Genomic DNA, 13,367 nt, shown 5'->3' with positions numbered 1-13,367 from the left:
TGCTAAACCTTAGCATAATTTATATTTTAGACTCTAAATTGTTTACACGTACACACAACCTGCACGGATGCCGCGCGGCCGCCCTCTCGGCAAGGCCGAATCGCGATCCGAAATATTTCAAAATAGGGTATTGCGCCGAAGGGACGCTACCGGTAGAATAATCCGCGCTGCAAAGCACGGGGTGTTAGCTCAGTTGGTTAGAGCGCCGGCCTGTCACGTCGGAGGTCGCGAGTTCAAGTCTCGTACATCCCGCCATTCGAATCTGGAAAGCCCGCCTTCGGCGGGTTTTTTCTTTGAGGCGAAAAGTCTGGATTAGGGTATTGCGCGAGAAGGCAACACCCGGTAGAATAACCACCACTGCTTCACGGGGTGTTAGCTCAGTTGGTTAGAGCGCCGGCCTGTCACGTCGGAGGTCGCGAGTTCAAGTCTCGTACATCCCGCCATTCGAACCCAAGGGCTCCGAGCGAAATCGCTCGGAGCCTTTTTCTGTTGGCGATGCCCCGGGGCGCCTCCGGGCTGCCCATACGGCCGCGGGATGCGATTGCACTGGAATTAGTCCTCTGGGCATATACCTCCGTCCGGTCGCATTCACTATACTCGGGGAAAAGCGCCCTACGGCGCGCCTGCGCACTCGCAACCGAAAGGAAGGTCCCCGTGAAGGAGAAGCCCCTCGCCTCGCCCGGCGCCGCACCGGCAGACGGCTCCATCCCCGAACCGCGGAAGAACGTCGCGCGACCGTCGCGCGACGGCATACCCAGCCGCAGCGACAAGGAGGCTTACGAGGCGTGGCTCAAGCAGCTGAAGGCGCCCGACCGCTCTAACTGCCGGGCTTGATAGCCGTCCGCGGCATCGGTCGATGCCGGAAGAACCCCGCTTCGCCGCAAGCGGTCGAAAGCGAGAAAGGGAACGGAGGCTGCATCGAAAGCTTCGCCTCGCCGCTTCTAACAGGTTGGGCGTAGGGCAAGGGCCCTTCCCTTGCCAGCAAGCGGGACCGCCCCGTAGGGCAGGGGCAGGGCCCTTGCCCTACGGGGCGGTCCCATGACGGGCCTGCGTTTTAGGGCTTTCGATACGGCCCCTGCCTCCCCCCATCGAGCAGCGTGTCAGGCGCGTTGCTCGATGCGCGTGAGGGTGACGATGCGCAGGCGCTCGCCCGGCGCGCAGGGCTCGGCGGAGAGGCTGCCCTCCGGAAGGCCGCCGGTCACCGTATCCGCCGCAGCGCTGCCTGCGGACATATCCGCCTCTGCGGCGTTGTACGCGTCCACGCAGGCGCGCAGCAGCACGTCGGGGCGCAGGGAGCCCGTGGGCTTCGCCTCGAGGGTGAACGTTGCCACGGCGCCGGCAAGCTCGATGCCGCCTACGAGGAAGCCGGCCGTGCGCAGCACCTTCTCCTTCTTCTTGCGCACGACGGTTATCTCGTCGGGCACCGGCAGCGCGGCGGGCGCGCACGACAACAGCGCGCGGTACGTGCTCAGCGGGTACGCGACGGAGGCGGCGGGTGCGGAAGCCTCGATGTAGCGGCATTCCTTCGCCATGAGATCGGGGGCGCTGGCCGCCTGGAGCGCCTCGAGCGCCCGCTCGGGCGGCACGTAGCGCGTAAGCTGCAGGTCGAACACCTCGTGCAGCCCTCCCACGCCCACGGGCAGGGCGGCCCCGAAGGCGATCTTCATGTGGGGCGAGAAGCCCTGGCTGATGGCGAACGGCAAACCGGCGCGCCGTACGGCGCGCTCGAGCGCACGGGCCACCTCGAGGTGGCTCAGCAACGCCAGGCGCCCCTGCTTGCAGAACTCAACGCGCAGGCGGAAGTTGCGAGGATCAGCCACGGGAGACCTCCTTACCTTCGGCGGTCGCAGGCGCGGCCTCATCGCGGCCTCCTCCGGCAGGCTCGCCCGCGGCATGCTGCAGGGCGGCGGGCGCCGTGCGCGGCGCGGCCAGCTCGTTGTCGGCCCCGAGCGCGGGGCAGGCGCCGCACGCCGAGCACCGGCCGAACGTGCAGTCCGGCGTCGTGCGGCCCTCGTCGGCCAGGCGTCGCTCCCGTGCGAGGAAGCGCGGGGACACGCCCGTGGAGATATGCTCCCACGGCATGACGCGGTCCGTCGGGTAGCCCGTCTGCGCGATGGCCTCGGGGTCGACGCCCGTCTCGTCGGCAGCCGCCCGCCACGCCTCGCCGTCGAAGCACTCCGTCCAGGCGTCGAAGCGCGCGCCGCGCCGCCAGGCAGCCTCGACCCACGCCGCCGCCTCGCGGCCCGCGCGGCTCATGACCGCCTCCACGAAGCTCGTGGCCGGATCGTGCCAATGCACGTCAACGGCCTTGTACTTCACGCTGCGACGCAGGATGCCCACGCGACGCAGCGCCTCCTCGGGCGTGATCTGCCCGTCCCACTGGAACGGCGTCTGGGCCTTCGGCACGAAGAGCGCGCACGACACGCTCACGCGCACGTTGCCCCGCTGCTCGGGCGGCACGGCGGCTTTCGCGCGATCGTAGGCACGGCTCGCCAGGCTCGCAATGCCCTTGATGTCGTCGTCCGTCTCGGTGGGCAGGCCTATCATGAAGTACAGCTTGACGCGCCGCCATCCGGCCGCGAACGCCGCGTCCAGGGCGCCGAACAGATCCTCCTCGGTCACGTTCTTGTTGATGACGTCGCGCAGGCGCTGCGTGCCGGCCTCGGGCGCGAACGTGAGTCCGCCCTTCTTCTGGCCCGCCACCAAACCCGCCATGTCCACGCCGAACGCGTCCAGGCGCTGCGAGGGCACCGAAATCCGCACGCCCTTGCCGTCGCAGGCATGGTTGAGGCGCGTGAGGATGTCCGCGATCTGGGAGTGGTCCGTCGACGAGAGCGACGTCAGGCTCACCTCGTCGTAGCCCGTCGCTGCGAGCCCTGCCAGCGTGGACGCCACCACGTTGTCGGCCGAGCGCTCGCGCACGGGGCGGTACATCATGCCCGCCTGGCAGAAGCGGCAACCGCGGGCGCACCCGCGCAGCACCTCCACGTTCAGGCGATCGTGCACCACCTCGGTGAACGGCACGATGCACGGCTCCCAGCCAGGGCTTTCCGCAAAGCCCCCGAACAGGCGCTTCTCTATGCGCACCGGAAGGCCCTCCTCGAGGGGCTCGATCCACGAGCCCGCTTCCTGGGCCTCGGGCTCGCTGCGCCAGCGGTAGAGCGACGGCACGTACCAGCCCGGTTCGTGGGCAAGCGCCCGCAGGATGGCCGCGCGCGGCGCGCCCTCGGCGCGCAGGCGCCTGACGAGCGCGAGCGCCTCGGGCACGGCTTCCTCGCCCTCGCCGATGCTGAAGGCGTCGAAGAACGGCGCGTACGGCTCGGGGTTGAACGCGCAGGGGCCCCCGCCCAGCACCAACGGGTCGCCCTCGCCGCGCGCGTCGGCATGCAGCGGGATACCGGCCAGGTCGAGCGTCTCCAGCACGTTCGTGGCAGCCAGCTCGTGCGGCAGCGTGATGCCCACCGCGTCGAACTCGGCCACGGGAGCGCAGCTCTCGATGGAGAACAGCGGCAGGCCCTCGGCGCGCATGGTGTCGCAGAGCGTCGGCGCCGGCAGGAACGCGCGCTCGGCGGCCATGCCGTCCACTGCGTTCACCGCGTTCACGAGGATGCGCACGGCCTGGTTCGCCTGCCCCAGCTCGTAGGTGTCGGGATAGACCATGCAGAAGCGGAAGTCCGCGTCGGGCTTGTATACGCATCCCCATTCGCGGTTGATGTAGCGCGCGGGACGCTCCGCATCGCCGAGCAGCGCCTCGAGGCGCGGCCAGAGATCCGTCATTGGATTCGACCTTCTTTCGTTGGGAAGCGCGCTAGTGCGCGGAGGGACGCGTGACCTTGAGACGCGAGCGCGCGGCGCCGGCCACCGAGCGCGCGGCGCTCCGGGCCGCCGCAGGCGCTTCCACACCGGCAGCCTGGGCGCCGGCCTGCACGACCGACGAGGCGAACGGCACGGCCGACCCGGCGGCGCTGCGCGCGACGCCGGCCACCCTCGTCGCGGCCGAGCGCGCGGCATCGGCCACGCGACCGCCGCCCCGCACAGGCGCCGCAGCATGGGCCGGCGCGGGAGAAGGCTCGCCGCACACGGTCTCGCGGGCGTCCTCGGCCAGCTCGACGGCTTTGTCGCGGGCCCGGACCACCACGCCGGCGAGGCCCGCCATGCTGCCGCCCTCCTCGAAGTACTCGATGGCGGCGCGGCCCATGGCCTGGGTGCCCGTGTAGCCGATGGCAGCCTTCACGGCCCAGCCGAGCGCAGGCACGAACGCCACCACTTGGCGTGCCACCGAACGCAGCGCGAATGCGCCGCCCACGACGGCAGCCAGCTCCTTCACGCGCTCCATGCTCATAGGCTCGCCGTACGCGGCGGCTATCTGGAGCAGCATCTTCGCCTGGTTCAGCGTCATGATGGGCAGGTCGGCGCCGGGAATGAACACCACGAGGCCGACGCCGGCGTTCTGCATGGCCGTTGCGTTCACGGCGTCCACGGACAGCGGGCGGCGCACGAACGGGAACGCCAACGCGAACGCCAGGCGCTTGTCATGGCAGGCGGCGATGATCCACTCGCCCATACGGCGGTCGAGCGAGGCGGCGGCGTGCTCGTCGAGCACGTACGGCTCGGCGGCGGCCACGGGCGCCGCGCCGTCCGTGCGGGCGGGCAGCAGGCGCCCCCCGCGCCCCGGCGCATCGGGCGCCACCACGTCGGCATGCGGGATGGGATGGCCTTGCGACTGCGCGATCTCGGCCACGAGCGAGGGCATGGTGGTGGCAACCATGACGGGCACGCCTGCGGCGCGCAGCTCATCGGCATAGGCCCCCACCTGGTCGGAGAAGCCTGCCACGATGACAGCCATGTCGTCGCCGGCATACGGCGCGAACGGACGCCCGTCCAAGTACATCAGCGACACCCGCGCATGCGGGCTCGCGCTGGCGAACGCGCCGCGCACCCGCGCGACGACGTCGCCGGGGGCGCTCTCGTCGATGTACACGCTCACCGACAGCGGCGTCTGCCGCGCCTCGTCGATGTTCGTCGCCTCGTCGATGACGGCCTTCACGTCAACGGGTATCTGCATAGCTGCCCTTCTTCCCGGTCGCAGTGTTGTGGGCCCATACCGAGCCTACGAGCCCCAGCATGATGAAGTTCATGATCGTGCCCGTCGAACCGTAGCTCATGAACGGCAGGGGTATGCCCGTGATAGGCATGAGCCCGCAGGTCATGCCTATGTTCTCAAGTATCTGGAACAGCCACATGCCCACCACGCACATAACGATGAGCAGGCCGAACAAGTCGCCGGCCGAGCCGGCTATGCGGAAGCTTACCAAAACGAGTGCCAGGTACAGCCCCAGCAGCACCACTACACCGAAAAACCCGAGTTCCTCGGCCAGCACGCAGAAGATGAAGTCGGTGGGCGCCTCGGGCAGTATTCCCAGCGCATGCTGGGATCCCTGCATGTAGCCCTGGCCGAACAGGCCGCCCGACCCGATGGCTATCTGCGCCTGCTTCAGGTTGTAGCCGTCACCTGTGGGATCGAGCTCGGGGTCGAGGAACACGAGCAGGCGGGCGCGCTGGTAGTTCTTGAGCAGCTTGTACTCCACGGTGCCGTCGGCGTTGCGCACGGCCAGCACCTCGTCGAGCGCGAACACGCAGGCCACGGCCACGATGCCGGCAGCCAGCGTGACCAGCAGGAACTTCGGCCGCGCGCCGCCCACCACGAGCGCCACCGCGCCGATGAACAGGTACACGAGGCCCGTGCCCAGGTCGGGCTGCGTCATGATGCACAGAAACGGGATGAGCATGATGCCGAGCGCCTTGAGGTACTCGCGCAGATCGTCGAGCCTGCCGCCGTAGCGCGCCATGACGCTCGCGTCCAGCAGGATGACGGTGATCTTCGCGAACTCGCCGGGCTGGACCTGTATGCCCAGCTTGATCCAGGACTGGGAGCCCATGCCCGCATCGGTTCCCAAGCCGGGGATGTGCGGCGAGAGGATGAGCACCACGTTCACGATGAGGAACAGCGTGGTGAACTCGGACAGGCGCCGGTAGTCGAAGCGCCAGAGCACGATCATGACCACGGCGCCCGCCGCCACCAAGGCGGCCTGGCGCGGGAAGCTGTAGTCGGGGTCGCCGTACACGGCCGAGTACACCACGACGAGGCCGTAGCCCGCGAGCAGCGCCACCACCACGACGAGCGGCAGGTTGAGCGAGGGGAAACGGCGCGAGCGCGTGGCATCGACGACGGCCTTGTCGGGCGTCCTCACCGAGTTTATCTGCGGCGGCTGGGCCATGGCTGCCTCCCTTCCTAGTCCGTTCGCCCCGACGAGCCGGACGTCGCCAGCTCCTGCGACTTGCCCGTGGACCCCGCGACGGAGCCCACGTCCGTGAGCGCGCCCGCATCGGCGTTGAGCGCGGCGGCCAGCACCTCGATGCCGAGCGGCGCGCCGACGGCCGAGCCGCCGCCGCCCTGCTCGACCACGCATGCCACGACGTACTTCGGGTCGTCGAAGGGCGCGTAGCAGGCGAACCAGGCGTAGTCCTCCTTGCCGGAGACCTCGCCCGTACCCGTCTTGCAGGCCACCGTGGCGGGATCGAGGCCGAACTTGTTGAACAGCGCCACGAGCTCGGCGTTCTCGGTGGACACGCCCTTCAGGGCGTCGCGCATGACGGCCAGGTTCTCGGGCTTCACGTCGGGCGTGCCCACGACCTCGGGCTCGAACGACCTCACCACCTCGCCCGAGGAGTTGCGCACCTCCTTCAGCAGGTGCGGCTTCATGAGGTTGCCGGTGGCGATGGCACCGTAGGCAACGGCCACCTGGATGGGCGTGACCAGCACGTCGCCCTGCCCGATGGCCATGTTCGTGTTGAAGCCGCCCTTCCACACCGCCTCCGTCGGGTAGTCGCGGAAATGCTCCGCGCGCCATTCCGGCGTGGGGATGCGGCCGACCTCCTCGATGTTGCCCAGGTCGATGCCCGTCTTCTTGCCGAACCCGTACTTCGCGATCTCGTCCTGCATGGCCGTGTCGCTGATGGAGCCGCCCTGACTCCTGCTGGCCTGGAAGAACTGCTTGCCGATATCGTAGAACACGACGTCGCACGAGTTCACGACGCCCCCGCGAAAGTCGAGCACGCCATGCCCGCTGTGCTTCCAGCACATCTGCCGTTGACCGGTATTGAAGCCATCCCACGAGCCGCCGCAGTCCCACGTCCTCTTCGTGTCGGCGAACCCGTAGGCGAGCGCCGCGAGGCCGGTGAACGCCTTGTAGGTGGATGCGGCGGGGTACGTGCCCGAAACGGCGCGGTTCAGCATGGGGTGGTACGACTCGTCGGTGTTGAACAGGTCCCAGGTCTCCAGCGATATGGTCCCCGTGAACGTCTCCGGCGAGAACGTGGGGTAGCTCGACAGCGCCACGATGCCGCCGTCGCGCACGTCCATGACCACGACGGCGCCGGCGCAGCCCTTGCCCGTGCCGATGACGCCGTCCTTCGGGGCGATGAGCTCGGCGAGGGCGCGGTCGCACACGTACTGCACGGGGGCCTTCACGCACAGGTACACGTCGCTGCCGCGCTCGGGCTGCGTCTCGCTCGCCACCTCCACCACGTTGCCCTCGGCGTCGGCCACGACGGTGCGCTGGCCATGGTCGCCCGCCAGCAGGTGGTCGTACACGCTCTCCACGCCCGCGCGGCCCACCGTGTCGCCCAGCTCGATCTCGCGCCCGTCGGGGATCACGGCCAGGTCGTCGGCCGTCACGGAGCCGGTGTAGCCCACCGCATGCGCCGCGAGGGCGCCGTAGGGGTAGTCGCGCACGGTGCGCGTCTGCACGGCCACGCCGGGGAACGCGTCGGCGTGCTCGGAGATGAAGGCCACGTCGCGCAGGCGCACGTCGCTCGCCACCACGCGCTGGCTCTGCGCACCGCCCGTGGCGTCCTGGATGCGCTGGCGCACCACGTTGTACGGCACCCCCAGCACGGTGGACAGTCGCTGCACCACGTCGCGGTCGTTCGCCACCTCGGCGTCCGCCAGCACGGTGAGCGACGAGCGGTTCTTCACGATGGCCACGCCGTCGGCGTCGTAGATGTAGCCGCGCGGGGCGGGCGTGGGCACGACGGTGAACTTGTTCTTCTGGGCCGCGCTGGAGAACGTCTCCGAGGCCAGCACCTGCATGCTCCAGAGCTTTGCTCCGAGCGAGCCGAAGATGGCCGCCGTGAGCACGCCCATGGCGAGGAAGCGGGGCTTCAGCCCCTCGGAGGCCGCCTTGGAGGCCGGCTGCGACGAGTTCACGCGCGGTGCCGCGGCGCCGCCCGCGCGCTTGCCCGCGCCGCCCAACGTCGAGGACACGCCCACGTTGCCCACCGAGCGCACGTCCTTCTTCTGGCCGGCGTAGGGGGTCTTCGTGCGGCTGCGCACGACGAGCACCGCCACGATGACGGCGACGGCCGCCACGAGCGTGACGGCGGCTGCGATGAGGGCGGCGATCACGGGCGGCCTCCTAGCGCAGGCGCGGCGTGCCGGGCTGGGCCGGCGCGGCGCCCGCAAGGACGCGCGCGGCAAGCGGGTAGAGCACGAGGCCTATCACGCAGTCGTAGAGCGCGCACGGCAGCGCGCGGTACAGGAACACGTCGAGCGCGCCGGCGTCGAAGCCGAGCGCCAGCAGGAACGCGGCGTAGAGCGCCTCCACGAGCACCGTGGCCGCCACGAAGATGACGAGCGGCATGAACAGCGTGTCGTTGTCGAGCACGGCGAAGGCCCGCGCGGCCAGAAACGTCATGAGCACCAGCAAGAAGGCCATGGCCCCCACCGGGCCGCCGGACACCAGGTCGAACACGAGGCCCAGCACGAACGGCATCACCGGGCCGGCCGTCGCCGGGCGCACGATGGCCACGAGCAGCGCATAGGCCACCACGAAGTTGGGCATGGCGCCGAACAGGGCGATGTTGGGAGCCACGACGATCTGGAGGAGCACCGCGATCACGGCGCCCACCGCGACCGCTATGCCGTCGCGCGTCACGTTCACGATTCACCGCCTCCTTCGCCGTCTCCGTTTTCGCCCGCCGCGTCGCCGTCTGTCGCGCCGGAGCCGCCGGCGCCGGCCTGCGGCGTCGAGCCGAGCGCGCCCTCGGAGTTCAGTCCGCGCACCACCAGCACCTCGGAAAGCGACTCCGCCGTGTCGTTGGGCTTCACCACGATACGGCCCGTGGCGTTGCCCGCCGCGGCGTCCACCCGCACCACCGTGCCGATGATGAGACCGCGCACGTAGCTGCCGCCCAGCCCCGAGGTCACGACCACGTCGCCCACCACGGGCCAGTTGGCCTCGTCCACGTTCTCCAGGTACAGCAGGCCCTCGAGCGAGCCGCGCACGATTCCCTCGCCGCGGTTCGACTGGATGATGGCCGCCGCGCCTGAGTTCTGGTCGGTGAGCAGCCGCACCTCGCAGGTGCGGGCGTCGGTGCTCCTCACCTGGCCCACGACGCCGGTCGCGCCCATGACGGTCATGCCGCTCTCCACGCCGTCGTCGCGGCCCACGTCCAGGGTCACGGTCTGGTTGTACGCCTCCACGCTCTTGCCCACGACGCGCGCGGCCACGCCGTCGATGTCGTAGGATTGCTTGAGGTCGAGCAGGCCCTCCAGGCGCTCCGCCTCCTGCTTGTACTCGTCGGCCTCGGCAAGGCGGCGGCGCAGCTCCTCGTTGCTCTCGCGCAAGCCGGAGAGCGTCGACTCGTCGGCCGTGAGGTTCTCGATCCCCTCGCCCGCCGAGGAAACGCCCGCGTCGGCCGCGGCGCCGACGAGCTTGAAGGGCCCGACCGCCACCGCCACGGCCCCCTGCACGGCGTGCAGCGGCCCGCCCTCGCCCTCGCGCGCGTACAGCGTGGCGAGGGCCAAGGAGACCACGAGCAATGCGACGAGCAGCACCCGCTTCGCCGATGCCGATCCGCTCTGTTGGAAGTTGAGGGCCATGCGGTGAGGGGCGCTGCCTTACTTCGACCGCATGAGCGTCTGCTTGAGCGCCGTGGGCGTCTCGAGCACCTTCAGGCATCCGGTGACGACGTTCGTGAGCGCCGTCTCGCTTACCCACACCGGGATCTCCAGCTTGTCGGTGAGGTAGCGGTCCAGCCCGGACAAGAGGCCGCCGCCGCCCGTGAGCAGGATGCCGTTCTGTATGATGTCGGACGCGAGGTCCGGGTTCGTCTTCTTGAACGTCTCCTTGATATGGATGACCATCTCCTCGCAGGGGCCGATGAGCGCGGCGCGCACGTCCTCGGACTGGATGGTCACCTCCTTCGGCTGCTCGGTGATCACGTCCTGGCCGGAGATGATCATGTCGCGTTCGCGGCCGTCCTCGAACGGCAGGATGGAGCCGATCTTGATCTTGATGATCTCGGCCGTGCGCTCGCCGATCTTGATGCCCAGAAGGTCGCGCAGGTGCATGGCGATGGCCTCGTCCATGCGGTTGCCGGCCAGGCGCAGCGACGACGACGTGACGATGCCGCCGAGCGAGATGACGGCCACCTCCGTGGTGCCGCCGCCGATGTCCACCACCATGGAGCCCGTGGGCTCGGTGACGGGCAGGTCGGCGCCCATGGCCGCGGCCATGGGCTCCTCGATGAGGTAGGCCTGGCGCGCGCCGGCCTGGATGGCGGCCTCGAACACCGCGCGCTTCTCCACCGACGTGGCGCCGCACGGGATGCAGATGACGATGCGCGGCTTGGCCTGCCACGGGTACTTGCGCACCGCGGCCTTGTTGATGAACGCCGAGAGCATGGCCTCGGTCACGTCGTAGTCGGCGATGACGCCGTCCTTGAGCGGATGTTCGGCCGAGAACGCCTCGGGCGTGTGGTTGATCATGTTCTTCGCCTCGTGGCCCACCGCGAGCACCCGGTGCGTGCTCTTCTCGATGGCGACGACGGAGGGCTCGTTGATGACGATGCCCTCGCCCGTGATGGCGACCAGTGTATTGGCAGTCCCGAGGTCGATGGCCATGTCCGTAGACATTTGGCCGGTCAGCCCGGAGAACGCGTCTAAAAAGGACATAGAGGCAAACCCCTTGAATTCTCGTATTCCAAGTAAAAACGCATTCTAGCACAGGCGTTGCCCCGGCGTTGAAAATCCACGAGGGGCACACCCCGCCCGGCGGGCGGAATGAGACACGGGGACGGGGATGATGTCTCATTCTGGATTCGCGGACACAACCCCTCCTTGCCGAGCACAACCCCCCCCCATCGTGCAACAATCACGGCATCGCGAATAGCGCCGAGGACAGGAGCCGACATGCCGAGACAAGCCCGTCGAGAATCGAACAGCGGCATATACCATGTCACAGCGCGAGGAGCGGGGCGACGCAGGCTGTTCGAAGACGACAAGGACCGTCTGCGTTTCGTCGAAAGGCTCCGCGCGCTTCCCGAGAAAGACGACGTCAGGCTGCTTGCCTGGTGCCTTATGGACAACCACGCACACCTCCTGGCGCAGGCTTCCGTCGCCTCTCTGTCCAACGGGCTCCATCGGTTGGCAACATCGTACGCCCACTACTTCAACGGAAGGCACGGACACGTGGGCCCCGTATTCCAAGGCCGTTTCGACAGCGCCCCCGTCGAAACGGAAGCCCACCTTCTCGCCGCGATCCGCTACATCCATCTCAATCCGCTGGACACGGGGGCCTCGCATCCACGCGACTGCCCCTGGAGCAGCTACGGCGAATACGTCGGAAAGCCGCGAATCTGCGACACATCGCTGGTGCTGGAGCTGGTTGGGGGCGCAGAATCCTTCGAGGGATACTGCGACCCGTCGCAAGGCCACGACTACCTGGTAAGCCTGAAGGAGCGGGGGCCCTATTTAAGCGAAGCCGAGGCGGAGCGGGTAGCCGCCTCCCACCTCGGAGCCGATTTCGCAGACCGGCTCGCTTTGCTCGACAAGAGCGAGCGGGATCGCGCCCTCAGGAAGCTGCGGGCGCTGGGACTTTCCGTACGACAGATCGAACGGCTCACGGGTGTCGGACGCAACATCGTTGCCCGAGCCTGACAGTCGCAGCGCACAGCCAACGCGTTGCAGGGGGACGGGGATGAGACATCATCCCCGTCCCCCTGTCTCATTCTAGTGAACGCTGCAGGACAGGCAGGGGTCGTAGGCGCGCACGAGCTTCTCGATCTCCAGGCGCACCTCGTCCTCGTCGGCACCGTCGGCCACGAGCTGCTCGGCCAGCAGGCGCATGTCGGCCTCGAGGTTCGCCACGTTCTGGGCGGTGGGCGTCATGATGGAGGCGTGCACAACCCGGCCCTCGGCGTCCAGCTCCAGGTCGTGGAACAGCGCGCCGCGCGGGGCCTCGGTGAAGCCCACGCCGCGACCGGCCCGCACCTCGAAGTCCACCGGCTCGCTCGAGCCCTCCACGGCGCCCGGCTCGGCCAGCGCGCGGCAGATGCCCGCGCAGCGGTCGAGCGCATCGACCAGCTCCACGGCCTGGGCCACGTTGTTCATGAAGGGGTTGCGCTCGGGCGGGCGCAGGCCCGCCTTGGCGGCGGCCACCTTGGCGTTCTGCCCCAGGTGCTGCCACGAGGCGTTGATGCGGGCGAGCGCGCCCGTGAAGAAGGGCGACCCCGTCTCCCTCACGCGCGCCAGCAGCGCGGCGGAATGCGGCACGGCGTACTCCTCCAGGTGCGCTTCCACATCGTTGGCGTCGAACTCGATGCCGGCGTCCAGGAAGCGCGCCGTGTCGGAGCACTCCACCGGGTAGTAGTCGGGCTCCACCATGGCCAGCAGGTCGCCGGACGTGGCGATGCGCGGCACCGGGAAGCCGGCAAACAGGTCCACGGCCGCAGCCGCGAACGCCGCGAACGAGTCCATCTTGTCGGCAAGGGCGCGGTACTCCCCCGCCCCTATCTCGTGGGTGAAGCCGCCCACCACCGCCGTGATGGGGTGGATGGACCGGCCGCCCACGGCCGTGCACAGCTCGTTGCCGAGCGCCTTCAGCCCGAGCGCCCCCTCGAACAGCGCCGGGTCGCTCTCGGCCAGCGGGAACACGCTCTTCTGCCCCACGAAGTCGGGCGCGGCCAGCACGAACAGGTGCGTGGCGTGGTTCTGCAGGTACGAGCCGTATACCAGCAGCTCGCGCAGGGCCCGGGTGCGGGGCGTGACCTGCACGTCGAAGATGCGCTCGATGGCCTTGAGGTCGGTGACCACGTGGCTGGCCGAGCAGATGCCGCAGATGCGCGAGGAGATGTAGGACACCTCGCGCCAGCTGCGGCCGCGCACCATGCTCTCGAACAGGCGCGCCGGCTCCACCACGTTCATCTCTACGGTCTTCACGGCGCCGTCCTCGATGACCACGTGCACGTTGCCGTGGCCCTCCACCCGTGCGATATGGTCCACGTGTATGGCGGTTTTCGTCATG

11 protein-coding genes and 2 tRNA genes are annotated in these 13,367 nt (G+C 68.9%); 4 read left to right on the top strand and 9 right to left on the bottom strand.

The features are described from left to right. Positions 1-178 precede the first annotated feature (178 nt). The 3 genes from LB310_RS11410 (at position 179) to LB310_RS11400 (ending at position 834) form a co-directional block, all read left to right on the top strand. Positions 179-255: transfer RNA gene (locus LB310_RS11410), tRNA-Asp, on the top strand. A gap of 111 nt (positions 256-366) precedes the next feature. Next, positions 367-443 (top strand) — tRNA-Asp (locus LB310_RS11405). 211 nt (positions 444-654) lie between these two features. After that, positions 655-834 (top strand): hypothetical protein, encoded by a 180-nt coding sequence (locus tag LB310_RS11400; protein ID WP_087190542.1) that lies wholly within the window; start codon positions 655-657, stop codon positions 832-834. Positions 835-1,100: 266 nt separating this feature from the next. Here LB310_RS11400 and LB310_RS11395 read toward each other — a convergent pair whose 3' ends face one another. From LB310_RS11395 to LB310_RS11360, 8 genes are read right to left on the bottom strand one after another with little or no spacing between them, the layout of a single operon-like run. After that, positions 1,101-1,820 (bottom strand): TIGR03936 family radical SAM-associated protein, encoded by a 720-nt coding sequence (locus LB310_RS11395; protein WP_162457391.1) that lies wholly within the window; start codon positions 1,818-1,820, stop codon positions 1,101-1,103. Continuing rightward, on the bottom strand, positions 1,813-3,777 hold the full coding sequence (locus LB310_RS11390) for a TIGR03960 family B12-binding radical SAM protein (RefSeq protein WP_087190540.1): 1,965 nt from the start codon (positions 3,775-3,777) through the stop codon (positions 1,813-1,815). Before LB310_RS11390 ends, LB310_RS11395 begins: the two co-directional genes overlap by 8 nt. 31 nt (positions 3,778-3,808) lie before the next feature. Next, a complete protein-coding gene (locus tag LB310_RS11385) occupies positions 3,809-5,065 on the bottom strand; it encodes a YcjF family protein (protein WP_087190539.1) in 1,257 nt (418 codons plus the stop codon). Further along, positions 5,049-6,278, bottom strand: coding sequence for a rod shape-determining protein RodA (gene rodA, locus LB310_RS11380; protein WP_087190538.1), 1,230 nt, complete (start codon positions 6,276-6,278; stop codon positions 5,049-5,051). Before rodA ends, LB310_RS11385 begins: the two co-directional genes overlap by 17 nt. A 14-nt stretch (positions 6,279-6,292) precedes the next feature. After that, entirely contained in the window at positions 6,293-8,467 is a 2,175-nt protein-coding gene (mrdA, locus tag LB310_RS11375) for a penicillin-binding protein 2 (RefSeq protein WP_096228301.1), read from the bottom strand. A 10-nt stretch (positions 8,468-8,477) separates the two neighbouring features. Then, entirely contained in the window at positions 8,478-9,002 is a 525-nt protein-coding gene (mreD, locus tag LB310_RS11370; protein WP_087190536.1) for a rod shape-determining protein MreD, read from the bottom strand. Further along, positions 8,999-9,943, bottom strand: a complete 945-nt coding sequence (mreC, locus tag LB310_RS11365) for a rod shape-determining protein MreC (protein WP_278805750.1) — start codon at positions 9,941-9,943, stop codon at positions 8,999-9,001. The genes mreD and mreC overlap by 4 nt, the downstream gene beginning before the upstream one ends. An 18-nt stretch (positions 9,944-9,961) precedes the next feature. Then, positions 9,962-11,017 (bottom strand): rod shape-determining protein, encoded by a 1,056-nt coding sequence (locus LB310_RS11360; RefSeq protein ID WP_080142680.1) that lies wholly within the window; start codon positions 11,015-11,017, stop codon positions 9,962-9,964. Between the two features lie 108 nt (positions 11,018-11,125). Between LB310_RS11360 and LB310_RS11355 the strand changes: the two genes are divergently transcribed. Then, positions 11,126-12,001, top strand: a complete 876-nt coding sequence (locus tag LB310_RS11355; RefSeq protein WP_367316815.1) for a transposase — start codon at positions 11,126-11,128, stop codon at positions 11,999-12,001. Between the two features lie 72 nt (positions 12,002-12,073). Here LB310_RS11355 and LB310_RS11350 read toward each other — a convergent pair whose 3' ends face one another. Next, positions 12,074-13,366, bottom strand: coding sequence for a Ni/Fe hydrogenase subunit alpha (locus LB310_RS11350; protein WP_087190533.1), 1,293 nt, complete (start codon positions 13,364-13,366; stop codon positions 12,074-12,076). Position 13,367: the final 1 nt, after the last annotated feature.

It is taken from the genome of Gordonibacter sp. RACS_AR49 (assembly GCF_030418435.1).
Lineage (GTDB): Bacteria > Actinomycetota > Coriobacteriia > Coriobacteriales > Eggerthellaceae > Gordonibacter > Gordonibacter urolithinfaciens.
This window is presented reverse-complemented; position numbering and strand designations above follow the sequence as displayed.

Bases quoted from the DNA above. Each gene is read 5' to 3' on its own strand.
- LB310_RS11360 (WP_080142680.1), bottom strand. From the start codon at position 11,017: ATGTCCTTTTTAGACGCGTTCTCCGGGCTGACCGGCCAAATGTCTACG.
- rodA (WP_087190538.1), bottom strand. From the start codon at position 6,278: ATGGCCCAGCCGCCGCAGATAAACTCGGTGAGGACGCCCGACAAGGCC.
- LB310_RS11350 (WP_087190533.1), bottom strand. From the start codon at position 13,366: ATGACGAAAACCGCCATACACGTGGACCATATCGCACGGGTGGAGGGC.
- mreC (WP_278805750.1), bottom strand. From the start codon at position 9,943: ATGGCCCTCAACTTCCAACAGAGCGGATCGGCATCGGCGAAGCGGGTG.
- LB310_RS11355 (WP_367316815.1), top strand. From the start codon at position 11,126: ATGAGACACGGGGACGGGGATGATGTCTCATTCTGGATTCGCGGACAC.
- LB310_RS11385 (WP_087190539.1), bottom strand. From the start codon at position 5,065: ATGCAGATACCCGTTGACGTGAAGGCCGTCATCGACGAGGCGACGAAC.
- LB310_RS11390 (WP_087190540.1), bottom strand. From the start codon at position 3,777: ATGACGGATCTCTGGCCGCGCCTCGAGGCGCTGCTCGGCGATGCGGAG.